Annotated in this window: 25 protein-coding genes; 6 read left to right on the top strand and 19 right to left on the bottom strand. The window is 53.4% G+C overall.

Annotation, left to right across the window (positions count from 1 at the left end):
* Positions 1 to 107: 107 nt before the first annotated feature.
* Positions 108 to 929 (top strand): purine-nucleoside phosphorylase, encoded by an 822-nt coding sequence (locus HG66A1_RS08480; protein ID WP_145182089.1) that lies wholly within the window; start codon positions 108 to 110, stop codon positions 927 to 929.
* Positions 930 to 974: 45 nt separating this feature from the next.
* Here the strand turns inward: HG66A1_RS08480 and HG66A1_RS08475 are convergent, their stop codons facing one another.
* The 14 genes from HG66A1_RS08475 to asnB form a co-directional block, all read right to left on the bottom strand.
* Entirely contained in the window at positions 975 to 2,000 is a 1,026-nt protein-coding gene (locus HG66A1_RS08475) for an NAD-dependent epimerase/dehydratase family protein (RefSeq protein WP_145182086.1), read from the bottom strand.
* Positions 1,997 to 2,941, bottom strand: a complete 945-nt coding sequence (locus HG66A1_RS08470) for a UDP-glucuronic acid decarboxylase family protein (RefSeq protein WP_145182084.1) — start codon at positions 2,939 to 2,941, stop codon at positions 1,997 to 1,999. The genes HG66A1_RS08475 and HG66A1_RS08470 overlap by 4 nt, the downstream gene beginning before the upstream one ends.
* A 137-nt stretch (positions 2,942 to 3,078) precedes the next feature.
* On the bottom strand, positions 3,079 to 3,912 hold the full coding sequence (locus tag HG66A1_RS08465) for an aldolase/citrate lyase family protein (protein ID WP_145182081.1): 834 nt from the start codon (positions 3,910 to 3,912) through the stop codon (positions 3,079 to 3,081).
* Positions 3,912 to 5,426, bottom strand: coding sequence for a murein biosynthesis integral membrane protein MurJ (gene murJ / locus HG66A1_RS08460; RefSeq protein WP_197993892.1), 1,515 nt, complete (start codon positions 5,424 to 5,426; stop codon positions 3,912 to 3,914). The genes HG66A1_RS08465 and murJ overlap by 1 nt, the downstream gene beginning before the upstream one ends.
* Before the next feature lie 29 nt (positions 5,427 to 5,455).
* Positions 5,456 to 6,457 (bottom strand): SDR family NAD(P)-dependent oxidoreductase, encoded by a 1,002-nt coding sequence (locus tag HG66A1_RS08455; protein WP_145182075.1) that lies wholly within the window; start codon positions 6,455 to 6,457, stop codon positions 5,456 to 5,458.
* Positions 6,458 to 6,497: 40 nt separating this feature from the next.
* A complete protein-coding gene (locus tag HG66A1_RS08450) occupies positions 6,498 to 7,622 on the bottom strand; it encodes a nucleotidyltransferase family protein (protein WP_197997045.1) in 1,125 nt (374 codons plus the stop codon).
* 76 nt (positions 7,623 to 7,698) lie between these two features.
* Positions 7,699 to 8,859 (bottom strand): UDP-N-acetylglucosamine 2-epimerase, encoded by a 1,161-nt coding sequence (neuC, locus tag HG66A1_RS08445; protein ID WP_145182070.1) that lies wholly within the window; start codon positions 8,857 to 8,859, stop codon positions 7,699 to 7,701.
* Positions 8,856 to 9,863, bottom strand: a complete 1,008-nt coding sequence (gene neuB, locus HG66A1_RS08440) for an N-acetylneuraminate synthase (protein WP_145038470.1) — start codon at positions 9,861 to 9,863, stop codon at positions 8,856 to 8,858. The genes neuC and neuB overlap by 4 nt, the downstream gene beginning before the upstream one ends.
* Positions 9,860 to 10,525 carry an acetyltransferase gene (locus HG66A1_RS08435; protein WP_145182067.1) on the bottom strand — a complete coding sequence of 222 codons (666 nt, stop codon included), beginning with the start codon at positions 10,523 to 10,525 and terminating at the stop codon, positions 9,860 to 9,862. The genes neuB and HG66A1_RS08435 overlap by 4 nt, the downstream gene beginning before the upstream one ends.
* Positions 10,495 to 11,646: a LegC family aminotransferase gene (locus HG66A1_RS08430; protein ID WP_145182065.1), complete on the bottom strand. Its 1,152-nt coding sequence runs from the start codon at positions 11,644 to 11,646 to the stop codon at positions 10,495 to 10,497. Before HG66A1_RS08430 ends, HG66A1_RS08435 begins: the two co-directional genes overlap by 31 nt.
* Before the next feature lie 44 nt (positions 11,647 to 11,690).
* A complete protein-coding gene (locus HG66A1_RS08425) occupies positions 11,691 to 12,419 on the bottom strand; it encodes an acylneuraminate cytidylyltransferase family protein (protein WP_145182062.1) in 729 nt (242 codons plus the stop codon).
* A 193-nt stretch (positions 12,420 to 12,612) separates the two neighbouring features.
* Positions 12,613 to 13,935 (bottom strand): O-antigen ligase family protein, encoded by a 1,323-nt coding sequence (locus tag HG66A1_RS08420; RefSeq protein ID WP_145182060.1) that lies wholly within the window; start codon positions 13,933 to 13,935, stop codon positions 12,613 to 12,615.
* 205 nt (positions 13,936 to 14,140) lie between these two features.
* The gene (locus HG66A1_RS08415) at positions 14,141 to 14,830 is read right to left on the bottom strand and encodes a sugar transferase (protein WP_232106779.1); all 690 of its coding nucleotides are present in this window, start codon (positions 14,828 to 14,830) and stop codon (positions 14,141 to 14,143) included.
* Between the two features lie 42 nt (positions 14,831 to 14,872).
* The gene (asnB, locus tag HG66A1_RS08410) at positions 14,873 to 16,711 is read right to left on the bottom strand and encodes an asparagine synthase (glutamine-hydrolyzing) (RefSeq protein ID WP_145182057.1); all 1,839 of its coding nucleotides are present in this window, start codon (positions 16,709 to 16,711) and stop codon (positions 14,873 to 14,875) included.
* A 376-nt stretch (positions 16,712 to 17,087) separates the two neighbouring features.
* Here asnB and HG66A1_RS08405 point away from each other — a divergent pair, with 376 nt between their 5' ends.
* Genes HG66A1_RS08405 through HG66A1_RS08395 form a run of 3 tightly spaced genes read left to right on the top strand, consistent with a single transcriptional unit; the run spans position 17,088 to position 20,131 of the window.
* Positions 17,088 to 18,353, top strand: coding sequence for a hypothetical protein (locus HG66A1_RS08405; protein WP_145182054.1), 1,266 nt, complete (start codon positions 17,088 to 17,090; stop codon positions 18,351 to 18,353).
* 45 nt (positions 18,354 to 18,398) lie between these two features.
* Positions 18,399 to 19,340: a polysaccharide deacetylase family protein gene (locus HG66A1_RS08400; RefSeq protein ID WP_145182051.1), complete on the top strand. Its 942-nt coding sequence runs from the start codon at positions 18,399 to 18,401 to the stop codon at positions 19,338 to 19,340.
* Entirely contained in the window at positions 19,337 to 20,131 is a 795-nt protein-coding gene (locus HG66A1_RS08395) for a formyltransferase family protein (RefSeq protein ID WP_145182048.1), read from the top strand. The genes HG66A1_RS08400 and HG66A1_RS08395 overlap by 4 nt, the downstream gene beginning before the upstream one ends.
* A gap of 42 nt (positions 20,132 to 20,173) precedes the next feature.
* Here the strand turns inward: HG66A1_RS08395 and HG66A1_RS08390 are convergent, their stop codons facing one another.
* The 3 genes from HG66A1_RS08390 to HG66A1_RS08380 form a co-directional block, all read right to left on the bottom strand.
* Positions 20,174 to 20,911, bottom strand: coding sequence for a creatininase family protein (locus tag HG66A1_RS08390; RefSeq protein ID WP_145182045.1), 738 nt, complete (start codon positions 20,909 to 20,911; stop codon positions 20,174 to 20,176).
* A 6-nt stretch (positions 20,912 to 20,917) separates the two neighbouring features.
* Positions 20,918 to 22,570: a sodium:solute symporter family transporter gene (locus tag HG66A1_RS08385; protein ID WP_145182042.1), complete on the bottom strand. Its 1,653-nt coding sequence runs from the start codon at positions 22,568 to 22,570 to the stop codon at positions 20,918 to 20,920.
* 95 nt (positions 22,571 to 22,665) lie between these two features.
* The gene (locus tag HG66A1_RS08380; protein WP_232106778.1) at positions 22,666 to 23,601 is read right to left on the bottom strand and encodes a hypothetical protein; all 936 of its coding nucleotides are present in this window, start codon (positions 23,599 to 23,601) and stop codon (positions 22,666 to 22,668) included.
* Positions 23,602 to 23,803: 202 nt separating this feature from the next.
* Between HG66A1_RS08380 and HG66A1_RS08375 the strand changes: the two genes are divergently transcribed.
* A complete protein-coding gene (locus tag HG66A1_RS08375; protein ID WP_145182039.1) occupies positions 23,804 to 24,094 on the top strand; it encodes a hypothetical protein in 291 nt (96 codons plus the stop codon).
* A gap of 69 nt (positions 24,095 to 24,163) precedes the next feature.
* Positions 24,164 to 24,796 carry a CDP-alcohol phosphatidyltransferase family protein gene (locus HG66A1_RS08370; protein WP_145182036.1) on the top strand — a complete coding sequence of 211 codons (633 nt, stop codon included), beginning with the start codon at positions 24,164 to 24,166 and terminating at the stop codon, positions 24,794 to 24,796.
* Between the two features lie 43 nt (positions 24,797 to 24,839).
* Here HG66A1_RS08370 and HG66A1_RS08365 read toward each other — a convergent pair whose 3' ends face one another.
* Complete coding sequence (locus tag HG66A1_RS08365; RefSeq protein WP_145182034.1) at positions 24,840 to 25,244, bottom strand: carboxypeptidase-like regulatory domain-containing protein; 405 nt, start codon at positions 25,242 to 25,244, stop codon at positions 24,840 to 24,842.
* 169 nt (positions 25,245 to 25,413) lie between these two features.
* Positions 25,414 to 26,382: a DUF1559 domain-containing protein gene (locus HG66A1_RS08360; RefSeq protein WP_315851635.1), complete on the bottom strand. Its 969-nt coding sequence runs from the start codon at positions 26,380 to 26,382 to the stop codon at positions 25,414 to 25,416.
* Between the last annotated feature and the right edge of the window lie 225 nt (positions 26,383 to 26,607).

The raw sequence follows: 26,607 nt of genomic DNA, 5'->3' as shown, positions 1-26,607 counted from the left end.
TGGCTCTGCTACCTTCCAGAGAGCGGCACGCATTTGACTCTTCTATCAGCCTGCGAGTTTCGTCGCTTCAATCGGCCTCCTCAAGACCTTCACCGAAAGAACATGACATGCAGGGATTGGTTGAACAAGTCAACGATGCCATCGATTTTCTTAATACCCGGATCAGTCAAAAACCACGCATCGGTCTGATTCTGGGTACCGGCCTGGGCGACTTCACCAAACAGATCGAACAGGACGTCACCATTCCTTACGAAGAAATCCCACACTTCCCGCGTTCGACAGTTGAATCGCATGCCGGGCAGCTGGTGTTTGGAAGCCTGGATGGAAAACCGCTGGTGGCGATGGAAGGCCGCTTTCATTTCTATGAAGGCTACTCGATGAAGGAAGTCACCTTCCCGGTCCGCGTGATGCAGGCTCTGGGAGTGGACACACTGATCGTGACCAACGCATCCGGCGGAATGAATCCTCAGTACCGGCTGGCTGACATCATGATCATCGAAGATCAGATCAACCTGATGGGTGACAATCCTCTAAGAGGCGTGAACGACGACCGGCTGGGCATTCGCTTTCCGGACATGTCTGCTCCCTACGATCAGGAACTGATCAAGGTCGCCGAGCAGACAGCGCTGGAACTGCAGATCCGTACGCAGACCGGTGTCTTTGTGGCGGTCGCAGGGCCGAACCTGGAAACGCGGGCTGAATACCGGATGCTGCGGTTGATGGGAGCGGACTGTGTCGGCATGTCAACTGTGCCGGAATGCATCGTGGCCAATCATGCATCGATGCGGGTGCTGGGATTGTCTGTTGTGACGGACCTGTGTCTGCCCGATGCCCTGGAGCCGGTCGACATCAGCAAGATTCTGTCTGTGGCTGCCGAGGGTGGCGCAAAACTCGCCCGATTGATTCCACGGATTATCGAACAGATCTAGACTGACGCGAAGCGTCTGACCTGCATCTGATCGCCCGGTAAACTGCTATCCCTGTGGAGTGTCATAATAGGACAGGTACCATTCCACGAAGCGATCGATGCCTGCTTCAATGGAAGTCGCAGGGGCGAAACCCGTCGCCTGCTGCAGCTCAGAAATATCAGCGTAGGTCTCCAGAACATCGCCGGGCTGCATCGGATAATTTTCACGAATCGCCGGTTTCCCTACACGCTGCTCAATCACATCGATGAGTCGCGACAGGTCGACCGGCTGGTGATTACCAATGTTATACAGTCGGTAAGGGGCTTCGGTCTGCCGGTCCCGTTCCCGGGGAGTGGGCTCTGCTGCAAAAGTGCTGCGTTCAGGAATCTGTTCGAGTACGCCCAGGACACCGGCCACGATATCATCGACATAGGTGAAATCGCGTTTCAGGTTCCCGTGATTGAAAACCTTGATTGGTGTGCCTTCCAGAATGGCTTTCGTGAAAATGTGCACTGCCATGTCGGGACGGCCCCAGGGTCCGTAAACGGTGAAGAACCGCAGGCCGGTTGTGGGCAGATCATACAGATGACTGTAACTGTGAGCGATGAGTTCATCAGCCCGCTTGGTAGCGGCATACAGACTGACCGGATGGTCAACCGGATCGTGCGTGGCATACGGCGTCTTTTTATTCGCACCATAGACCGAGCTGGACGAGGCATAGACCAGGTGCTGCACCTGACCTTTACGACAATGCTCGAGCAGATTCACAAACCCGACTACATTACTCTGAACATACTCCAGCGGTTTGAGCAGGGAATTACGGACCCCGACTTCTGCCGCCAGGTGAATCACCTTATCAAACTGCTGCTGCTCAAACAGTTGATCAAAGGCGGCAACGTCAACCAGGTCAATTTCAGCGAACTCGAACTGATCGGACTTCTGTAAGACCTGGAGACGGTCCTGCTTCAACTGCACTGAATAGTGACTGTTGAGGTTATCAATGCCCGTAACCTGATGTCCCTGCGCGAGCAGTTGAGACGTGACATGGAATCCGATGAATCCAGCCGCACCTGTCACCAGAATCTGACTCATGCTGATTCCTGATCCATCAGTTGCCGATAATATTCGACGGTTTTACCCAGGCCTTCTTTCAGAGAAACCTGCGGTTCCCATTTCAGAAACGATTTGGCTTTTGTGATATCAGGACAGCGCTGCTTGGGATCATCCTGAGGCAGTGGTTCATGGATCAGTTTGGAAGAAGAATCCACATGTTCCAGGACCGCTTCGGCCAGTTCGAGCATTGTGTTCTCTACCGGATTACCGAGGTTCACCGGACCGGTGGTCTCTTCCTGCTCCATCATCTTCAGAAAACCGCTGATCAGGTCATCGACGTAACAGAAGGAACGGGTCTGCTGACCGTCACCATAGATTGTGATCGGTTCGCCCCGTAAAGCCTGGTTGATGAAGTTGGAGATCACGCGACCGTCATTGGGATCCATCCGCGGTCCATACGTATTGAAAATTCGAACGAGGCGAATCGGAACCTTGTGGGCGTGATGGTAGTTGACACACAGGGATTCCGCGATGCGTTTCCCTTCGTCATAACAGCTCCGCGGCCCGAGGGGATTCACATTGCCCCAGTACTCTTCCACCTGGGGATGCACTGTTGGATCACCGTAGACTTCAGACGTGGAAGCGTGCAGGACTTTGGCCCGGCAGCGTTTCGCCAGACCGAGCACGTTCACCATGCCGACGGTTGAGGTTTTGATCGTTTTGATGGGGTTATACTGATAGGCAACCGGAGAAGCGGGACAGGCGAGATTGTAAATCTCATTCACTTCGAGGTAGATCGGATGCACGATATCGTGGCGGATCACTTCAAATCGGGGATGGCCGATCAGATGAGCGATGTTCCGTTTATTACCCGTGAAGAAATTATCCACACAAATAACATTCTTCCCCATCTCGATCAGCCGGTCACACAAGTGGCTTCCCAGAAAGCCGGCACCGCCGGTTACTAATACGGAATTCATCAGTCGCTATCATCCTTCAGCTTGAATGGGAATTGCTTAGAGAACCTGGAGGTTCACAGATTTGTTGAAACCCCGGCTGGGGCGAATTTTGCTGCACGTGACATTTTCAACTCGCGGAGCATGCGAGTGAGTCTCTCTCAGGAGGCGTTTCGCTCGGACAGTTCATCGCGTGCCACCTGATTGATCGCATGGTAAAGTGTCTGTTTATCCTGTTCAATTTCAAAATCAGACCGCTTGAGCAGCTCTGCAAAATGCTGATCCACTTTCTCCAGCTCCAGAGGCAGGTCAATCTTTTCCTGAAGTTCCTGCAGGCTGTGCGCCAGTTGATGAAATGAACGGGACAGAATCACCCACTCTGAACCCAGGCGGGCATGTTCGGATAATACCAGGCGGCCGGAAACCAGGCCGGTGTCCATGGTCGATATCCCACCAATTCCGAAGGGGACATTCGCCTCGCGACAGATGGCTGCCATTTCTTCCACCATGCCATTGGACATCAGCTCAAACATGAAATTGAGCTCCAGGTCGAGGTGCAGATCATTCAGACCGATGTGTACCTGAGAGACCCCCGGCAATTGTACGATCTGATCGAGCTGGTCCATCGCACCAACGGTCTCCACGAGCGGCACAACTTGAGCCCGTGAATTGACGCGATCACAGAACCACTCGATTTCTTCTACCGAGCGGAACATGGGCAGCATCAGGGCATCGGCTCCCTGCTCGATGACCTGCTCGATCTCCTCGGCAGAATTGGGATTCAACGGATTGACCCGGACCAAAACTTCCGCCTGATTTACCACCTGTTTTACGCGAGAGATATTTTCCACGCGATGATGTGAAATGACAGTATCTCTGTCTCCCTGTCGATCGACCTTGCCGAGCAGTTCCAGGTCAATGAATATACGATCCACCCCGCACTGATCTACGTACTTTGCGATCTCAGGGCAATCGGTGATATATAGATACTTCATTATAAAGACAGCTTCCTGTGGAAACGCGGGAGGTGATTCTTCAGGATCACCAACACGGCCCCAAAGCAGAATAATCCCACGAATCCCGAATAGATAACCAGCATTACCGGTTCCGTAATCACTCTTAACATCATAGCGGAAAAGGTGATTCCTGAGAATGTCAGCAGAACCAATGCGGCACAATGTTTCAAATTGACCCCTTCAATGACAGAAACCCGCATTTTCAGATACAGCCCGACGGTCAGCATCAGAAAATGAAACCAGCTGGTCAGCACGAACGCGAGCATGACGCCGGAAATCCCCATAAAAGTACGTAAAATCAGCGAAAATACCACCAGACATACCAGAGAAATCAGGCTGAACCGGAAAGGAATCATGGTTTCGTGACGGGCATAGAAGACATCCATCGTCAAAATAGACATGATCAGGGCCGGCATCGCTAAAATTGCGATCTGCAATAATTCTGCTGTCCGTGCGACATCATATGCGGAGAACTGACCACGCTGAAACAGAAAAGAGATCATTGGTTCAGCGCAGCCGTAAATCACTACTGTCACTGGAATTGAGATCAGCAGGATCAGACCCGAGGCCTGGCTGATCATGCGGGAACCGTCGGCTGACTTCCCTTCAGCAAAAGCATGGCTTAACCGAGGGAAAATGACCATTGTCAGAATTGCTCCCAGCAGTCCCCGCGGTAATTCCACCAGTTTCTGGGCATATTCGAACAGGCTGATCCCCCCCGTGTAGGCAGAAGCGAAGGAGCGTGAAACGACGGGGAACGCGATCACCAGACCAATGGCGGTCAGCGCCTGAAAATATTTGACCAGTAGTCGGCGGTCGAGCGTTTCGAATTTCAGTAAATTCTGTAACCCGCCCCGCAGGGTGCCCTGGAACAGACAGGGAACCATTTGTGTCACCAGGCGGAACAGGGCCGCGGCCACCACCGCCCAGGCCAGGATCTGAAGCTGATCCGCGTTGACCCAGAATAGAATCGCCAGAATGACGATCAGGTTAAAAAACAGATTGCCATACGCGGGTACCAGAGGTTTATGCTGAGACTGCAGGACGGCGCCGGTAACCGCCGTAACCGCCGAGATCGGGAAGGCCCACAAGACGACCACAATCAGTGGGCTGGCCTGACTGATCTGCGCTACCGAAAATCCGGATGCGAGCCCCTGGGTAAACCAGGGAGCCAGAGCTGCCAGAATCAGCGCCAGGATTCCGGAAATAGCAGCGACAACGACCATCGTCTGTACAATCAACTGGCTGGCTGTCTGACCGGAGTCCGCCTGATTTCGCCGATGAATTTCAGGAACGAGAACCGCTGCCATCGCCCCGCCAATCAGCATGGAATTCAAAAAGTCTGGTACGGAAATAATCAATACGGCCAGGTCATTGGCATAGGAAACCCCCAGAACCGTGGCCAGTCCCAGCACGCGCAGCAGGCCGGTCAACCGCCCGAGAATCATGGCGATGGCGACAAACAGTGCTGAGATGGAAACAGAACGTGACATAGTCTTCTTATCTGAAAGAGGTGAATTACTTAAATGGAATAACGTTCCGCATTGAAATATTGTAAGTTGCGTCCGATCCATTCTGCGGTCGCGGCCAGACCGTCTTTAAATGAGACCTGCGATTGCCAGCCGGTCAGTTTTTGAATTTTGGAATTGTCCGCCAGCAGGCGATTGACTTCACTTTTTTCGGGGCGAATCCGATCTTCGTCACAGATGATGGGAACTTCTTTCCCCGTGACTTCCATCAGCATTTGCGCGGTCTCTTCAATCGACCACTCTTCGCCACTGCCGATATTCACCACCTCACCTTCCGCCTGCGGACAGAGTGCCAGCGAGATCATGCCGGCCGCGGTATCCGTAGCGAAGTTGAAATCACGGGTGGGTGTCAGGGCTCCCAGTTTTAATTCACTGCAACCAGCCTGCAACTGGCTGGCGATGGTTGGAATCACAGCGCGAGCGGTCTGCCGGGGACCAAAAGTGTTAAAAGGTCGGGCAGTCACTACGGGCAGTTCGAAGGAGAGATAAAAACTCTCGGCCATCTTGTCTGCACCAATTTTACTGGCGGAATAAGGTGACTGTCCCACCAGGGGATGCTGCTCATCAATGGGAACGGTCTGAGCGGTCCCGTAGACCTCGGAAGTCGAGACATGCACAAGTCGTGTGAGCCGGTCTGAATTACGACAGGCCTGCAGCACATTCAAGGCACCGGTGATATTGGTATCCACATACGACCGCGCGGCGACGTAGCTGTAAGGAATTGCAATCAGGCTCGAGAGGTGAAACACATATTCGCAGTCTGCGACTGCCAGTTGAATCCGTTCTGCATCGCGAATATCGCCCTGAATGATTTCCACATCTTTCAGGACCTCGGGAGCGACATCATTCAACCAGCCGATTTGATTCCAGGAATTGTAATATACGAGCGCACGCACACGGGCTCCCGCCTGGACGAGCTGCTCAACCAGATGGCTTCCAATAAAGCCATCTGCGCCGGTGACCAGCGTTTGTTTTCCTGATAACGACTCTGACATTGATTTGTTTCTTTTGATGTTTAAAACGATTGGGTGATGATCAGGCGGCCCGGCGCTGATTCAACTGCAGATGGACGGCACTCTCGTCATCCTGGTCCGACCCATCCAGGGTTTCTCGGGCCAGTTTGAGTTCAGTACGTGCCTTGTCCAGCTCGGCATGAGTTCCGATGTCCGACCAGTATTCATGGACCGGAAACACGGCGACCCCCGGTTGACTGTTGAGATTCGACTCGATCAGGTCGGTCATGTTATAGGGCTGATTTCGCGGGACCTGACAGACGGCCTCCGGGGAGAGGGCATAGATTCCCGCATTACACAGAAACTGTTGGGATGGTTTTTCTTCCAGGCGGACTGCGAAAGGTCCTTCTGTCTTAATCACGCCATAAGGGATTTCAACGTGATAATCGATGGCAGCGACCGTGAGCAGTGACTCATGTTTCAAATGGAAGTCGAGCAGTGACTGATAATTGATCGACGTAAAGACATCGCCATTCATCAGCAGCAAAGGTCCTGCGGGAGTCTCTTCAATCAGAGACAGGGCTCCCGCGGTTCCGAGTTTTTCCCGCTCGCGTAAAAATACGATCTCGGTCCCGAATCGGCTGCCATCCCCGAGATGCGATTCGATCATCTCGGCAAGGTAATTCACAGCGATATAAATACGTTCCACTCCCGCGGTTGCCAGACGACGCACCTGCCGTTCGATTAATGGCATCCCACCGACTTCTACCAGAGGCTTGGGAAGATTTTCTGTGAGTGGTAACAGCCGCCGCCCTTCTCCTCCTGCCATGATGAGAGCACAGCTGTATCCCGTTGCCTGCCCGGTGTCGGTCCGACGGGTCAGCTCGGCAGAGAGCACGACTTTGACGACACGATTCTCGGCATCGACCAGCGGCATTGCCTCCAGGCCGCTGGAGTCGAGCAGTTCCACGAGTGATGACTGAGGCATAGCCACATCGGCTCTGGTCGGCCGGCAGTTCATTATCCGGGTCACCGAATCCTGCAGGCGGAGACCAGCCAGCAAACCGCGACGCACATCACCATCGGTAATGACACCCTGCAGCTTTTGCGCGGGATCGACAACCACGGCGATCCCCTTCTTGCCAGCCTCGATGGCGCGAATTGCTTCTTTGATATCTGCAGATGCGCTGATCAGACAATCATTCATAACGTCCATCCCTGGCCCACTTTATCCGAACAGGGATTCCATCTCCCTGATTGATTCCAGCTTCTCGATGTCGGGCTTAATCCAGATCATAAAAGGATTTCTGAGTCGTCCGACGGGGAAATTGCTCCTTGAGAATACTGATAATTTGCGACGTCGTCTGCCCTGCTCCATAAGGGTTCTTTGCCTGCGAACGCCGCTTCTGGAAGTCGGAAGAATACAATGTTTTAAAAGCCGACGCTATACCTGTTTCCGTGGGCTCACAATCGATGACCAGTTCCGATTTGATCCGCCCTGTCTGACGGTTGCCAATGTTAATCGTACCGATTCGAAATCCAGGTGCCTCGATGATGCCACTCGACGAATTCCCCACGACCGCATCCACAAACTGCATCATCGACAAATAACGCAATCGCCCCAGACTAACATGCGAATGGAATCGATCCGGGTTTTTCGCGGCAAAATCATCGATCATCTGATTGATGATCCGCCCGTCGGTGTCTGCATTTGTCTTTGTGAAAATGACACTCGTATCCACCTGTTGCTCCAGCACGTTTAACAGACTCTGGATCTGCTGCTCAGACGAATTGTGCTCCAGCGTCACAGGGTGAAATGTGCATAACAGATTGTGATTATTAAACTTAAACCCCAGCTGCTGTTCCAGATCTTCGCGTGAGAGCAAAGGAAGTCGACGCAGATTATCTAACCCGATCGCCCCTACATTGAAAACCCGCTCGGGGGCTTCTCCCAGTTGAATCACCCGCTGACGATAGGCGTCCGTGGAGGTGAAATGCAGGTGGCTCATCTTGGTGATCGAATGCCGCAGCGCATCGTCGAATGCTCCTTCGGTCACTTCCCCTCCGTGCAGATGAGCGACGGGAATACGACTGATGTGTGCAGCGGAGACGGCGCTGAATATTTCATAACGATCGCCGAGCACCAGAATCAGATCGGGGGTCAGGCGGGCATACGCTTCGGCAAAACTGATCAGTCCCAGGCCCATCGATTTACAGATACCGACCGGGGTATCGGAACTGAGCACGACTTCGACTTTTTCGTCGATCGTATATCCGTCTGCTTCGATCTCGCGATAGGTCAGTCCAAATTCGGGTGACAGATGCGATCCGGTCACCAGCAGTTGCAACTCGAAACTCTCCTCGGCGCGCAGCGCTTCCAGCAGAGGGCTTAGCAGACCGTATTCGGCCCGTGATCCGGTGACAACACAGACACGGTTACTCATAACTCAATGATTTCGTCTTCGACATAATCTCGCCGGGCCACCTGGTTGATGACCTGATCCCACTGCATCGGACTGATTCCGGTTCCCGGTCGTTTCACGCAGAGGTTCTCTTCTGTGAACACGTCTCCCTGCTTGATATCCCCGGCAGCGACGATGCTTTTGCGGACCACTGGTTTGTTCTTGGACTCAGAGGCAGAAGGTCGTTTGAGCGGACTGCCCAGCGATTTTTCGGTGTTCCGGATCCCGCGTACGAGCATCAGCAGTTCGTCTGGTTCCAAAGACGCGGCATGATCCGGGCCTTCCATGTTTTTATCGAGTGTGAAGTGTTTCTCAATCACGGTGGCACCGAGGGCCGTTGCGGCAATCGAGACTTCAATGCCCAGTGTATGATCCGAATAACCGACTTTCACACCAAAGGCATCGCGGATGGTGAGCATTGCCCGCAGGTTAACATCCTGAATGGGCGTCGGATACTCGGTATTGCAGTGCAGCACGGTAATGTTTTCGCGGGAGACGCCGTTGTTGATCAGAATATTGAGTGCATCTTCAATCTCTCCCAGATCGGCCATGCCGGTCGAGAGGACCACCTGGTTAAATGTCTGGGCGACTTTTTTCAGGTAGGGGTAATTCGTGATCTCGCCTGAAGGGACCTTGATCAACTGCAGTCCCAGCGATTTCAGCAGATCGATGCTGTCCAGATCGAAGGGGGTCGAAATGAAAACGATGCCGGACTGCTCGCAGTAATCGAACAGTTCGCGGTGCGTCTCCTGGTTAATCTCCAGTTTTTTGAGCAGGGTAAACTGGGTCTCCGATTCCCCATTCAGGCTGTTTTTCATCTGGTATTCAGCCTGGGGCGTTGATTTGCAGACCAGCTTTTCCGTTTTGAAGGTCTGAAATTTGATTGCATCGGCGCCAGCCTGCACGGCGGCATCGATCATTTTCTTCGCGGTTTCGACACTGCCATTATGGTTTACGCCTGCTTCGGCGATGATGAATACGCTCATTTCGCGGGTACTCCTTTTACTAAGGCTCCATCCTCAACATCCCGGACCACGACGGCTCCTGCGGCGATGACCGCATTGTTACCGATGTGCGTGCCCTGAATTACCACGGCACCGGCTCCCAGGAATGCATTCTCGCCGACGGTGACGCCACCACTGAGGATGACTCCCGGCGCGAGAAACGCATGTTGTTTGATTTCACAATCGTGATCGATGCGGGCTCCCGTATTGACCACGGCCCCGGCTCCAATCCGGGTCTCTGTCTGAATTATCGCACCGGCCATCACCTGCGCTCCCTCGCCTAAGATCACGGACGATGAGAGAATCGCACTGGGATGAACCAGCGAGGGTTGTTCGAATCCGAGTTCGCGGAGCTGACCGTACAGAGTGCGTCGTAAGGCGGTCGTGCGTGTGCTGCCGACCGCCACGACGGCATGCTGGATCCCCTGCTCTTGCTGAGTACGAAGTTCCTCGTCGGTTCCCAGCACCGGGACTCCTTTGATCTGACTTCCCACTGCGAGTTCCGGATCCAGAATACCTGCCGGCATATAGCTGTCCCATTCCAGAAGGAGATCGATGAGGACCCTGGCATGTCCTCCGCCTCCGAGCAGAATGAGTGGTGTGCGGTTCTGGTTCATGACGACTCGAAATAAGCTTTGATGCATTCCACGACATACCGGATGTCGGCTTCACTGAGCTGCACGCTGGAAGGAATCGAGATGCAGCGGGCATAGGCCGCTTCGGTCTCTTCCAGCTGGTATGTCTGACAATGCTGATACATGGACAGGGTATGCATCAGCTTCCAGGCAGGCCGGACCTGCACCTGGCGTTCGAGCAAATACTCCATCAGCGGCCCTCGATCCGCAGGAGGCACGAGCAGCGCACAGAGCCAGAAGTTGCTTCGCGCCCAGGGCTCTTCCCATGCCAGTTCCACCTGGGGAATTTCTGCCAGCAGTTCACGGTAGAGACAGGCATTACGACGTTTGACTTCCAGAAAGCCATCGAGCTGCTCCAGCTGGGCAACTCCGAGCGCCGCCTGAATATTGGTGAGTCGATAATTAAAACCGACCTCATCGTGTTCGTATTCAAAGGGCCTGCGGTTGGCCTGGGTACTCAAGTGCCGAATGTGACTGGCGAGTGCTTCATCACTGGTAGTGACCATCCCTCCGCCGCCACAGGTAATAATTTTGTTGCCGTTAAAAGAAAAACAGCCGACCTTCGCAAGTCCGCCCGTTTTGCGTTCGCGATAGTCCGATCCCAGGCTTTCGGAGGCGTCTTCAATGACAGGCAGTTGAAACTCCGCTGCGATTGCATTCAGCGGGTCCATGTCGACCGGATGACCGAAAATGTGCACTGGTAGAATCGCACTGACTCTGCGACCGGTGCGACGGTTCAAAACAACGTCTGCCTCACGGGTACATTCTTCAGTCAGGAATTGCCGTACTTTTTCGGGATCGAGATTGAAGGTCGCGGGATCCGATCCAATAAAAACCGGCTCGGCTCCACAGTAATGAATGGCATTGATGGGTGCGATAAAAGTGAAGCTGGGGGCCAGCACTTCATCACCGCGTTGAACGCCACATGCCAACAGTGACAGATGCAGAGCCGCCGTGCCATTCACCGTAGCGACGCCGAACTGCGTTCCAACGTATTCACTAACCGACTGTTCGAAACGATCCACATAGGAGCCGACTGAAGAGACCCAGCCTGTGTCCAGGCAGTCTTTCAGGTAGTTCCATTCATTGCCGGTGAGGCTCGGTACCGATAACGGAATCGTTTCGCGCATGACTCGCACAATTCATAAAAAAGCAACAGCGAGGAGAACAGAATTCAGGCCGCTTTAGATCGGGGTGCCACCTGCAGCTGATTTTTCATCAACAGGCTGGCGACGAGGAATTCCCACTCCGTATCAATTTCCCACGATCGTTCGGTCGGCATCAGGTAACCGTAGGTCTCACCTTCCGGCCGAAAGGTTTTTGATTCACGAAACGCTTCCGTCTGGACAACATACACGGCGCCATTAAATGCATAGACGTCTTCCAGCAACTGCCTGCGGAGCTGTGACTCATCCCGTTGTTCGGTCAGTTCGACCAGCAGTCCGTCCTCAGTCATCCCCCGCAGACAGATCGGGTGACTGGGAGCGTGCATCATTCCAATTACGGATTTTGCGTTTTTCTTCCGGGCGAAGTCGAGTGCCCCGTCAATGTCTGCTGCAATGCGAAAGGGAGACGTCGGCTGCAGCATGACCACATATTCTGCGACGAACTGGTCGTGCTCTTCGAGCCAGTCAATCGCATGTAAGACCACATCGGCGTGGCTGGAGTCATCGAGGGCCAGTCTGAGCGGTCGCAGAAACGGGACTTCGGCTCCATACTGCCGCGCGATAGAGGCGATCTCTTTGTCATCTGTAGAGACCACAACCCGATCCAGCTCCTGACTGGCCAGCGCCGCCTCGATCGTCCAGGCGATCAATGGCTTGCCTGCCAGTTCCTTGATATTTTTGTGGGGGACTCCCTTGGAGCCTCCTCGAGCCGTGATTAAGCCAACTGCACCGGCCATCCCTGGCCCCCCTTCCTGATTAGCGCTTCAAGTCAGAGCAGTCGCGGTGTTTTGCATCCATTCCACGGCTCTGACAGTCTGAAAATTCCTGCGAATTCATTGCGCGGGGATCATATTTCAACCTGTTTTTTGTGTAAAGGTGGAAACGATCCCGGCTTGAGACGTGAGTCGCGCAGAGGAGTTTTGCCGGGGATCAGGCCGCATTTTGCAGGGTTTCAGCCTGACTGTCCGGAGCGTCGGCATCTGTTTCAACGGGTGACGTTCCCAGGCTGGCTCCTCTCGTGGAGACCCCGGCTGCACAGGTCAGGCCCATCAGATAACCGAACAGCCCTCCCTCGGTGGTATCCAGCATCAGCGAATTTACCAGACAAACGATCATGTACACTCCCACTACCGCTTGTGCGAACGCTGGCTCCAGACCGGAGAGGCCTCGGGTAGACCGCCAACAAAACCAGAACAACAGCAGAAACAAACCGACTCCTATCGCCCCGTTCTGGACCAGCAGCATCACATACTCATTGTGCGGGTTCGCTGTCACCATCTGCCCCTTCTGCTCCATCAGCTGGTGGTAACGCATGGCGAAACTCCCCGTCCCGGAACCAAAGATCGGGCTGGACTGCGCGAGTTCGAGGCCATTTAACAGGAACTCTATCCGCAGGTTAACGCCACTGGCATGATCCTGTGTCTGGTGGTAATTTCTGATCTCGGAAATCACCAGATCGATGCGTCTCTGAAAGCGGTCCGAAGACTGATAACAGATCATGCCAATGACCAGCACGCAGGCGCCCGCGGGAAGAATCCCCTTGTATCCCAGCTTCTGATACATCAATACGCCAATCAGCACGCCGACCGCCAGATAGCCCGAACGGCCCGGTACGATTAACAGAACATTTACGGTCGCGATCAGCAGGACAGCGCCCCAGAACCAGTTTTTGCGGGGTTTCTCCAGAAATCGCCAGGCAGAAAGGTAGACCAGAAAGGACATTAAAATGTTCTGGGTGATCCGGTTTTTAAAGATCGCATGATCGTGCGAAGGGACATCCCATTCGATGCCGAACATCCAGCAGAACATGGAGACGGCCAGTGTCAGCAGCAGGGCCAACTCAAACATGCGAATGCCGCGCAGGCGGACTCGACTGTCGAGAAAGAAGGAGAGGTAAATGGGAATCATCAGAAACTGACGGTATTTAAACAGGTTCCTGGTAGCCAGTGAGAGGGTCTGGGGCGTGTAGAGCAAACCCACTGCCAGGGTGCAGAACAGGATCAGTGAAACCGTGGCGACCCGGTATGTTCGGAGCAGTTCGAAGGTTACCCGATACTGTCCCGAAAGAAACCAGCAGATTAAAACTCCCACGCTGAACGCTGAGGTCAGACTGGTGGAGATCGGAATCGCAAAGCCGACGCCCAGCGCGAACCAGAGCCCGGTGCGAAATGAGAGCTCCTGGAACGTAGAGCGTTTCAGCTGCATCACAGGACTGGAGTCCAACTGGCTTGGAAGACCCTCAAAAATATGCATAAATTCAGATTCCGTCAGACTGCTTCTATTAATTTCGTATCAGGAACAATCACACCAGAAGTCCAGAGAGGCAATAGTCTGCAGCAGTTCAGATTTATCAATAGCAGGAATATAAATTCCGTGCGATACCAATTTTTCACGCCTGAACAGCAGACAACTTCCTCTCGGCATCCTGCTCTTCTCAGTAATCAACGTTTTACGAGTCTCAGTTAGTTCCTTCACAGCGAATCACTTTGCGAATCGTCTGTATCAGGATCTGAATATCAAACTTGAGACTGCATTGCTCCACGTATTGCAGGTCATAATCGATGACCGCCTGTTGAGACAGGCTGCTGCGACCGGAGACCTGCGCCAGCCCTGAGACTCCGGGACGGACACTGGCCCGTTTGCGGCGTTCATCAGGTGTGGCGTTTTCCAGTTCAAATCCGATATAAGGACGCGGGCCGATGAGGCTCATCTCCCCGCGAAAGATATTGATTAATTGAGGCAGTTCGTCGAGGCTGGTCTTGCGAATCAGCCTACCGATCCCCGTCACACGGGCATCGTTGGCAGAGGTGAACTGGGCTCCCGTCTTATCGGAGCCGGCACGCATCGAGCGAAACTTGAAAATCGAGAATGGTCGTTCGTTAAGCCCCAGTCGCTGCTGACGGAAAAAGACCGGACCGGGAGAAGTGAGTTTGATCAGCAAAGAGATCACCAGAAACAGCGGGGCCAATGCCACCAGGGCCAGCCCACTCAGCATGATATCTGCGGGGCGTTTCCAGAAATAACCCGTGCGAACCTCGTGAGAAACCACGGCCGGTTCTGCCGGCATGTTTCGGGGATCAAAGTGAGGACCTCCTGACTGGCGGGCAGCAGAGTGACTCGTTGATTGTGATAGGCGTTGCTCATCCATGAGTCTGACCTGTTCCGAAATAATGGTGTTTGAATACGAGAATCAAGCGGCCTGTTTAGGTACCGCCTCCAGCTCGACCGAACTCTGGATACCCAGTTCTGCATACGTCGGTGCATGATCGAACATGGTATCAATAAAGGTGCGCTGCCAGATTTCGAACGCGAGCAGCGCCCGCAGCGTGCGCGTATGATTCATCCGCCCCGACTGGTGATCACGGATCATTTCGCCGACGCGATCCGGCTGAAAGATGCCCCGCTCCAGCGAACGTGGCGAGAGCAGAACTTCATTCACAAAGGGGGCCAGTTCCCGTTTGAACCATTCGCCGATGGGAACTGTAAACATCTGTTTTTTACGGTAAATAATGCTCTGGGGCAGTATTTTCTCGCAGGCTTTTTTCAGGATTGATTTGGTCATTCCGTTGCGGAGCTTCAAGGCACCGGGAATCCGGAAGGCGAGGTTAACCATCCGATAATCGAGGTACGGTGCCCGCGGTTCGAGCGAGACTGCCATCGCCATTTTGTCGGGTTTGACCAGGTTGTTTCCGGGCAGCAGCAGTTTGGTATCGAGGGCCAGGGCCTGACTGATGGGATCCAGATGACGGAACTCGGCCAGATGCGTACGGGCATACTGTGACGCATCGGCGGAGGCAAGCTTCTGACTTGTTTCGCTGGTATACAGGGACCGTTTTTCCGAAGGACGAAACAGGCTGATCGCACTGATATACGCGTTTTCAATCTGTTCGCGGGGGAGTGTGAGGTCCTGTCCGGCGAAGAAATTGCGATGCACGTCGTAACCAGCAAACAGTTCATCACTGCCATCTCCGGTCAGCACCACTTTGACCGATCTGCGGGCCAGTGAACTGACGCGGTGTGTCGGCATGAAGGAGACATCTCCGTGCGGCTGGTCATTATGATAAACGGTCAACGGCCAACTGGCGGTCAGGTTGGGATTCAACACTTCACAGGTATGACTGGTTCCGCAGAGTTCTGCCACTTCCCGGGCATAAATGGATTCATCAAAACGGGGATCGTCAAAGCCGATACAGAAGGTCTGCACGGGGTGAGGCAGTTCGCGACTCATTAACGAAACGACTGAAGAACTGTCGATACCGCCTGATAGAAATGCCCCGAGAGGTACATCGGCCCGCAGGCGGATCTGAACCGCCGACCGTAAGGTTTCAATAATTTCTTCGCACCAGGATTCTTCCGTACGACACTCAACGGGGCTGTCAGCCAGGTTCCACCAGCAAGTCTGTTCGGTTCCCTGCGGGCTGATCTTGAGCATCTGCCCGGGCATGAGATGGGTAATGTTCTGATAGAGTGTGATCGGTGGCGGTACGAAATTGTAGGTCAGGTAGGCATCGAAACCTTCCCAGTTCATCTCGGCTTTGACGCCCATCGCAAACAGGGATTTGATTTCCGAGGCAAACATCAGTCGCTTGCCATCGTCATATAAATAGAGTGGTTTCTGCCCGATGCGGTCCCGGTAGAGCAACAGACTCTGTTTACGGAGATCGAGGATGGCAATCGAGAACATGCCGTTCAACTGTTTGACGAAAGCTTCCCCGTCCCGTTCGTAGAGGCGCAGAATGACTTCAGTATCGCAGGTGGTTTTGCAGTTCAGTCCCTGGGCCAGCTCTTTGAAATTATAGATTTCGCCATTCTGCACGACGACGATCTGCCGATCATCGGAAAACATGGGCTGGTGTCCGCCCGCGAGATCGAGGATCGAGAGGCGCTGATTGCCGACGAGCATGCCCTCTGCTTCGAACCAGCCCCGATCATCGGGGCCGCGGTGCCGCATCCGTTCACATGCCTGTTCCGCTAATGCAGTTCCGAATGGGCGTCGCTCACGATCATACCCACCGATAATCCCACACATTACGAATCCTTTCGTCTGCTGCTACTGACTACATACTTCCCTGTAAAAATGATGGTCAGGTATTTTCGATATTGTGGCGTTTCAGCGAAAGATCAATTTTCCACTAATAAGCGAATATCGGACTGATTATCGAAGATATCAGGCATTTTTCATGAGAAGTAAATGTACCAGGTAGAATGCTTCCCTTGAAAATATTCATCCGCACAGTATAAGCTCCCCATTTGGGCTCCCCGTAAATCCGTCTCATTCCTGATTTTGAACACACGCATCCCTGATCTCGTCTTGACAAAAATCGCTATTTCTCAGTTAATCCGGGCCTGTTCCGGTATCCATTGTCTGCCAACCTGACTGATCTCTTCTCGCGACAGAATGAACCATGAATCTCTCCCCTCCTCAACGAAAACGGATCTTGGCCGTCTGCTATGGAGGCGGTCATGTGCTGATGCTGATCCCGGTGCTCAAACTGCTGGAAGCACAGGGCTTCGACGTGAAGATCGCAGGCCTGACCACGGCCGCGGCATCGTTGCGCAAAGCCGGTTTTGAACCTCTGGGCTTTCGAGACCTGATCCACGAGGAAGATACCCGAGCACAGGAACACGGCACCCGACTGGCAAGAGAGATGCACCAGGGGAGCAAGGTCAATTCCCTGGAAGAATCGATTGCTTACCTCGGACTCTCTTATGCTGACCTGGAAGATCAGCATGGAGCGGGAGGAGCGGCACAGGCTTTTAACGAGCAAGGGAGACAGGCCTTCCTCCCCCTGGGACCTGTGCGACGACTATTTGATCTGGTTCAACCGGATGTGCTGCTGACGACAAATTCACCTCGTGCCGAACTGGCCTCGATCCGAGTTGCCGCTGAACGGGGCATTCCTTCGGTTGGTGTGCTCGACCTGTTCGGCCTGCAACCTTATAACGACATTCCAGCAGACCGGGTCTGCGTCCCTTTTCATCAGGCAACTTCGATTCTCGTAGACCGGGGATTAAAACCCGAAGCACTCACAGTATCCGGTAACCCGAATTTTGACTGGATCCACGAACTGATCGGCGGCGCAGACCTGTCCGCTGACTGGCGGAGTCGGCATGGCGTGCAGCCAGGTGACCTGCTGGTGCTGTATGGGATGAAACCCCACTGGGATCAGCACGAAGAGTTGATCGTCCAGTGCCTGGAACAATTGCTTCCCAGGCGTCCGCACTGGAAAGTAGTCGTTCGTCCGCATCCCAATAGTGACGCGGTCCTCGCGCAGAATGTGATTCAGAGACTGGGGCCGGAGATCGCATTCCTGAATGAAAACACACCATTGTCAGAGGCACTGACTGCCTGCGATGCTCTGATCACTCACAAGTCAACGGTATCAGTGGAGGCGGCGCTGTTGGGTAAACAGGTCGCGCTGGTGCATTCGAACCACGATTACCCGACGCACGGAATCCCTTTACACCTGTTTGGCTGGGGAACGTTTTCGATCTCCGTGCCAGAGGCAATCGAAGCATTGTCCCGCTGGAAAAAGGAAGCTCCGGAGCGAGAAGCCGAGCGCGGTGCGAAAGTACGCGCTGCCTGGAACTGCGATGGCCAGTCCCACGTGCGGATCGCTGCCGTTGTCGCGCAAGCCCTTGCAGAGGGGCAGCAGCACCACGCTGCCTGATATCGGTCATATTTATTCTACTCATTATTGAATTATGGGAAACCTTTGAAGACTTCAGATCTCCGACCACACGGCATCATGTTTCATCATTTTCATAATGAAAAACATATTCAGGGACAGGGGGCAATCTCTGCCGACGAACTAGCTCAGATCATCGAATTTTACCAGCAGTCACATCGGATCCTGCCTGCACGTGAATGGCTGGAAAAAGCAAATCAGGGTACGCTGGATGATCACGAAGCCTGCCTGACGTTTGATGATGCCCTGCTCTGCCAGTACGAAGTCGCTTTGCCCGTATTACAGCATTTTAACCTGACGGCTTTCTGGTTTGTATACTCATCTGTGATTACCGGCGGCAATGAAAAGCTGGAGATCTATCGTAAATTCCGCACGGTCTGTTTCGAAACGATCAATGATTTCTATCGGTGTTTTTACAAGACCATTTGCGAGTCACCTTACCAGTCAGCAGTCGCGACGGCACTCAAAGGATTTATTCCCGAAGAGTATCTCAAGCAGTTCCCCTTCTATACCGAACCCGATCGGCAGTTTCGCTTTGTACGGGACCAGGTTCTGGGCCCGAATATTTACACTGAAGTGCTGGATCAGATGATGCAGGCGGAGAAGATTGATCTACCGGAATTCACCAGCGACCTGTGGATGAATGAGCAACAGGTGATCGACCTGCACGCGCAGCAGCATGTGATCGGACTGCACTCACATACGCATCCAACCGCACTGTCGGCGCTGGACGCGGATGGGCAGCGGGTGGAGTACCAGACGAACTTTGAAACACTGAACCGGATCCTGAGAGTAGCCCCGGACACCGTGTCACATCCCTGTAATTCCTACAACGCAGAAACACTTAAGATTCTCAGGGACCTGCAGATCAAAGTCGGTTTCCGTTCGAACATGGCTGAGCAACAGATTTCGCAGCTTGAATTTCCCCGCGAAGATCACGCCAATATCATGGAAAAGATGGCAGCATGAAAATCACGGTTTTCACCAGTAACCAGCCCCGACACCTTTCGCTGATCGCCGGCCTGGCTTCGATTGCAGATGAAGTCTTTGCCATCCAGGAATGCAACACGATTTTCCCGGGACAGGTGGCGGACTTTTTCCGACGTTCCGAAGTGATGCAGGAATACTTCAGCCATGTTATCGCCGCCGAGAAGGAGATTTTCGGACTGCCCCGTTTTTCACCAGCCAACGTGCGATCGCTGTCCATGAAACTGGGCGACCTGAACCGCCTGGAAATGTCCACCCTGCAGCCGGCGCTGGAGAGCGATTATTACGTGGTGTTTGGCAGCAGTTTTATCAAAGGGGATCTGATCGATTTTCTGGTCAATCACCGTGCTTTAAATATTCACATGGGTGTTTCGCCTTACTACCGAGGCAGCAGTTGTAATTTCTGGGCACTGCAGGAAGGGCACCCCGATTACGTGGGCGCCACGATTCACATGCTGTCCAAGGGGCTCGACTCGGGACCGATGCTGTTTCATGCCCTGCCGGCGCCCCAGGAAATCGAAGCGTTTCCACTGGGCATGCGGGCCGTCAAAGCCGCGCATACCGGACTGATTGAATATCTCCAGGCGGGCAAGATTTTCGATTTCGAGCCAGTCGTGCAGGACAAATCGCTGGAGCTCAAATATACGCGGAACAGTGATTTCACCGACGAAGTGGCAGCTGCCTATCTACAGGCTGCCCCCTCGGCAGCAGACATAGCGCATGCGTTGGCAGCGCGGGATCTGGAACGTTTTCTACACCCGTACCTGTTCTGAACGTCAGCCATCAGGTTATATAATCTGCTTACAGATTCCCGGTTAATGCACCTCGGTGAGGGAAGCGATTACCTCAGTCACCCGCGCGACGATTCCGGAAAACATCTGGGCTCCCTTTTCCGGTGTGGCCAGATCGGGGCGGCCGGTCGCCCCGGCGCTGGTTCGCTGATACATATCGCGACAATGATAGACGCCGTCCACCAGGTCGAGTTCGTAATCGCTGAAATTCTCAATTTTGGACGTATGCACGAGTTCGGGCCGCAGATGCATGATCAGCGATGTTTCCGCTTCGCAGGCATGTCCGACTGTTTTGCATTCCCCTTCCATGAGCGCTGCAATTTCCTGTTCGGCGATCGACCAGTAGGAAGCCGCGAGCAACTGGCAGTCCGGGTAATGGACCTGAAGACGACGCAGCGCGGTCTGCATCGGTCCGATATTTCCGCCATGGCCGTTGAGAATCAGAATCCGCTGGAAGCCGTCATTCAGTACCGACTCGCAGATCTCGTAGAGCAGCGTTTCGTAATTTTCCACGCGGGGTGTCAGTGTTGCCCCCCAGCGAAGATGATGTTGACTGGCTCCCAGCCATTGTGTCGGCAGGAGCAGCAGCGACTCAGGCAGGTTCTGTTCTACCGCTTCCGCGACCGCGGTGCAGATAAAGTCATCGGTGCCGGTCGGCATGTGGGGGCCGTGCTGTTCGACGGCGGCGATCGGAAGCACCACCAGTGTGTCTTCGCGGGGCACGTTCTTGAGTTCGACGGCAGTCATTTCTAGAAATTTCATGGCAGATTACTCGCTGGATTCCTGAGAAAGCGTCTGTTGACTTCGCACAACATTCCAAAAAGTGAGCGGTTCCTCTTCCGAGTCCCTGCTGGAAGGAGATCCGTGAATCAGGTTGGAGACCAGGCTCACGCCCAGGCCGATGATCAGACTCAAGCCAAAACCGATGGGCCAGTACCAGACCGAAAACCAGTCCGAGTAAAGATACATCAGGGCAATGGTAATGACCGCCCCTACAAAGGTTCCCACCCAGACGCCGGCGGTCGTCGTATTCTTGAAAAACAGGGCCAGTACGAAGACCGCCAGTAACGGTCCCCCAAAACCGGCAGTCATTTTTTTGCCGATCGCAAACACGTCACCCATCTCACCAACGTTACAGGCGAGGAACACCGAGAGAATTCCGATCAGCACGACCAGTGCCCGGTCCTGCAGAACTTCGATTTTATTATTCTCCGGTTTCCAGTGTGGCAGGTGGCGATCGCGGAAATCAACCATCAGCGCGGTTGTTACAGAGTGAATGCCCGAGTCGATACTCGACATCACGGCTGCCATCAAAGCTACCAGAAACAGACCAATGACCCCGGGAGGAAAATGCAGGCGGACATACTGCGGCAGTGCCTGGTCCTGCTTATTCAGGGCTCGAATGTCTTCGGCCACATATTGAGGATACGACTGATAGTATTCGGGGACCGAGATGCCGGGTGCCCCATCAGTCCGCCAGTCGGGCAGTTGTCCATCCAGTTCGGTGGCAAGCACCGAGACCATCTCTTCGGGGAAGTGCTGGTAGTGCGAGTACAGGCCGATCCCGATGGCCAGCAGGCCGGGGACTACGGTCCACATGCCGAGAATGTTAATCATGAAACCGATCTGGGACGTTCGTTCGGAACGGGCGGCGATGTAGCGCTGGACGGCAACCTGGTCTGCACCAAATGCGGAAAGTCCTTCCAGAAAGAGACCGATGAGCAGCGCCCAACTGCCGTATTCGAGTGTCATCGAGGGGGTGAAATCGATCAGCACATTGCTGCGTCCCTCGAAGTAAGTCGAAATGACACCCGAGACGCCCCCTTCGGTCTGGCTTAAAATCAGGCCGAGTGTCAGCAGAATTGTAAGACTGAAAATGAAGAACTGCATCACGTCGGTCCACATTACAGCCCGCAGACCGCCGAGCATCGTATAAAAAATGGAGACGATACCGAGGACGACGATGACCATGGTCTGATCGACCTGCATCACGTTGGCCAGAACAACCGAGGCGGCATAGGTTGCGGAAGCCATCCAGCCGATTCTGAGAAAAATAAAGAGTCCGCTGGCCAGGGAACGGACCGACACATGATAGCGGCGTTCCAGGTATTCATAAGCGGTCTGACATTTGAGGCGGGCATAAATGGGAATGAAGACCCAGAGCACCAGCGGCGCCATCAGTGAAATCGAAATCAGAAACAGGCTGATCCGCAGACCGCTGCCATACGCGATGGAGGGGTACATCACGAAACTGTTGGCGGAAAACAGCGTCGCCATCACACTCAGACCGACGGGCAGCCAGCCCATCGAATTTCCGGCGGCAAAAAATTCCTGCCGGGTCTGATTGCGACCGAAGTAGATCCCCAGGCCCACGGAGACCAGCAGGTAGGCCAGAATAACACCATAATCAAGCGTATGCATCTTGCAGACTGTCCAGAAAATTCAGGAGGGAGGACAGCGATTCGTTTCGCTGCCGGGAGGTTGCCAGTCAGGATTCCGCCGTCTCATCAACGAAATCAGTGAGTGGCACTTTCATCAAAGCGAAATTCTGACTTGCCGGTGAACGTAGTTGAGGGAATCGTCGGACAGATTTTTTTCTCAATATGTTCCACGACCAGTTCGGTCCCCCGGAAATGACTGATGGGAGGATCATTCTGCTGGAAAAGCGAATCGGTAAGATCCCGGCAGAGAACCGCATTTTTTCCCTGGTAGACCATCTGTCTTAATCCAAAGGGGCGGCCGCAGACACACAGGTTGGTGTGCACACCCATCAAAACCACATTCTTAATTCCCCGCTGTTCGAGCAGATTAAAAACTTCCTGGCCGTTATCGCTGATCGCATCTTCGTCGGCGATATCAATGGTCGCGATCTGGCGGGTCCAGGGAATTTTTTCACCCTTCCAGTGCCGGAGCCCGGTTTCATCGGGTACCCAGCCTTTGCAGGGCACTTTACAACCACAGCCCCCTGCCCGGACGAAGTCGAGCGGCTGCCCTTCTTTTTCGTCATTCCAGTATTTCCATTTGAAATCCAGAGGTGCCTGGGCAAAGGGTGCGTCGATGGCGCGTTGTCGCTGAGGGGTATCGGCATAAAAATTCATGCGCCCGCTGGGGGCGTGAATGATAAAGACTCCCTTATCCCGGGCTGCTTTGAGTGTTTCGTTCATCGCGGGCGCCATTTCGGCAACCCGTTTGGCGGCCTGCTTACAGGTGTGATCGTCCCACATGTCACAGACGATGATCGCGGTCTCTTCCGGTTTCCAGTAAAAGGTTTCTTTGACAGGACGATATTTTCCCGCGTCATCGGCAACGCGTTTCTGGAGAACGACGGGAAATGGTTTGGTTTCCGTCTTTTTTTCTGCCCGTCCCTGTCCTGCAGGAACGGAAATGAGTGTCAGCAGCAGAGCCGCTACGATCAGACGTTTTCCCCGATTTTGAAACGAGTGCGGATCCATGGTTTCCTCTCAATTTAAATTAAAAAAATATCAATCTCTGCGCGCTTCAAACGAATCTATCATATCAAACACGAACCATATAAAAAGGAAACTTAATAAATCTCAGGATATTTCTGTCTGAACTTTGTTATACTAAGTGCTCCCTTTATCATCCCAATGCACTCCTGAATTCAAATTCCAGCAGAGAAAGTCTGAGGTCTCCATGACAAAAGCTGTCTGCTTTCAATGCGGCCATATCAAATTTGGCTCGTTCATGCCCTGCGACCAGTGTCAGGCCCGGCCCCGGACGGATGATGAAATGATTGTGTCCCTGGCCATGAGCGATCATTACTTTGCGGATCCGACTCTGGAGCAGATGAGCCAGTACATCCGGGAACATGACAAGCCACCGCAGCTGGACCCGGAATCTGAAAAAGTTTTTCGACGTAATTTTGAAGAGGTCAAAGCATCCGGCGCTCTGGATCAACTGTTCGAGGAAGGCGAGGAGACCTGAAACCGGGAATCGAATCGCGCGAACAGAATCCAGGGGGGTGATGTCGACCTGGTCAGGAAACGCACAGAAATGATTTCTCATAAAAATGCCCCCCAGCCCCGCGTCTCCGTCTATGCCAGCGGCGAACAATCAATGATGGACGCGTCACAGGCACGCAGGCAGCGTTTTTTTCTGCCGATTTTGAAGCTGTGTGTCCGCTCCGGGATCACGCCGAATCTGCTGACCGGCCTCTCACTGCTGTGTGGCATCGGGTTCTGCTTTACTTTTGGGCAAAGCTGGGAAGGAGCGCGGCTGGTTGCGCTGGGACTGCTGTTTTTGCATGTGCTGCTGGACGGCATTGATGGCCCCCTGGCCCGTTTCATGGGAACGGCGGGGAATCGCGGTTCATTTACCGATACGACCGCAGACCAGTTAGTCGTTGCTTTTACGACGATTACACTGATTCATTTTGATGTGGTCCATGCCACTGTCGGGGGCTTATATCTGCTGTTTTATACGCTGGTCGTGGTTTTCGCGATGATTCGCAGTTCGCTGGCCATTCCCTACAGCTGGCTGGTTCGTCCCCGGTTTATCGTCTATGCATGGATTCCCATTGATGTTTACTTCCTGCCGGGCACGCTGAATTACCTGCTCTGGTTATGCATGCTGCCCCTGGCCTGGAAATCGATCACCGGATTTTACAAAATCCGGAAACAACTCTGACGAGCTGAATCCGGATCTGTAAAAAATAGAAACGCGAATCTGATTATTTGGTTTTCAGATCAAACTGAAAATCGTTTTCCTGATCGGCTTTGACATCGGCAGTCAGAGTCGTCTTCTCGTTGTATTTGGCCGGAAGCAGTTCATTGCCGGGTTCTTCCGGATTTTTTTCTTTCGAAATTTTGACGGTATAATTTCCAGGAGTTGCTCCAGTGACATCCTGGTTATACATCAGTTCGAATTTTCCGTTTTCATCGGTCATCGCGAAGGCCGTTTTTCCCTGCTGGGGCTGGAAAAGTACATTGGCCGCCGGCAGTGGATTTCCATCCAGACTCACGGTTCCCGTTACTGTAGCCAGATCGGGCAGCGATTCGCCGCCGGAACAAGCCGTCAATGCTACGACTGCCAGCAGGCAGCCGACGATTTTTTTCTCAATCGCTCTGTGTTTCATGACTGTCGTCTGTCTTTCAGTGAATATGCTCCCCGTTCGTCAACGGATCGATGGTCGTTGATTCGTGCCAGTCATCGAAAACATGGCAGTCCAGGGAGAGTGGAATCGAAAATCCCGCTGCCTCCGTATCAGAACGGTGCAGCGGGACATTGATAAAGCATTTCGAATATTAGAATTCGCCGATGACTTCACCGCCGCTGGCAGAAATCAGCGATTGCACGACGGAAGTCATGTCGGCATTTTCACTCAGGAAGCGGACGGCTCCGTCAGCCAGGAGAATATGTACGCCACCGGTGTGTGAACTACCAGCGCCCCAACCATAAACCCGCTGGCTATAGGCTGCATTCCGGGGACGATTGATGCCCTGACCGGTGGGACGGATGGAATTGGTATGGGTGTACGTATCCCAGTAAGGACCGAAGCCGACATAAACGTCAGATCCGCTGGTCGTTTTTTCAAACGGAGTTTCGATCAACAGCATGGTGTTACTGGTTCCATCTTTGATCGCAGAAATTCTGGCTGATCCATTCAGGCCCAGTGCGGCTTTTTTGGAATAGGTGTCTCCCTGGAAAGAGCTGACTTTATCTGAGTCATACTGATTCGCGGCGACACCATAACTGGTGCGATGCGCACCGTTGGACGTGTAGCTGCCGGCAGTGCTCGTGGTGCCTTTGGGATTTCCGCTTTCAGAAGGACAGATAAAAATCGAAAGCGTTGAGTCGAGCAGACCAAACTGATTGGCAGTGGTGGGTGGCGCGGTATGTCCACAGCTGGAATGCATGGCAGGTCCACTGGGAATCGACCAGTTATAGAGATTGTAAAGTGGTGCCTGGTCCAGGAACGGCAGAATCATCTGGAAACAGGTGTGATTCATGATGTTATTAGTGGAAAAAACTGACGTGCAGTTTGCACTGCCAGGATTAATCGCTGCGGGGGGCAGGACGCGGTGCGTATCATGATAATTGTGAAACGCGAGCCCCAGCTGTTTCAGATTGTTTTTGCAGGTACTGCGACGGGCTGCTTCACGTGCCTGTTGTACGGCGGGAAGCAGAAGCGCGATCAAAATCGCAATGATGGCAATCACAACGAGCAGCTCAATCAGGGTGAAGCCACGCTTACGGGACATAGAATTCAACACAAAAGTCTCCTGTAGTAAAAAAGCTAAATGCAATTAGCGGAACAGGACTCGATTGAATTTATCAATGAGACGCATTCCAGTGAGTTATGAGTTAATTGCAGGAGTTTCAGCATATTCCAGAGACTGTTCTGAGAGCAGAATCCATTGCTGGCCCAGAACGGAGGAATATGGAAATTGATGAGAGAATCGTGATAGTGTCTTTATTGCTCGAATAAGAAAGAATGG

The organism is Gimesia chilikensis (genome assembly GCF_007744075.1).
Taxonomy (GTDB): domain Bacteria; phylum Planctomycetota; class Planctomycetia; order Planctomycetales; family Planctomycetaceae; genus Gimesia; species Gimesia chilikensis_A.
This window is presented reverse-complemented; position numbering and strand designations above follow the sequence as displayed.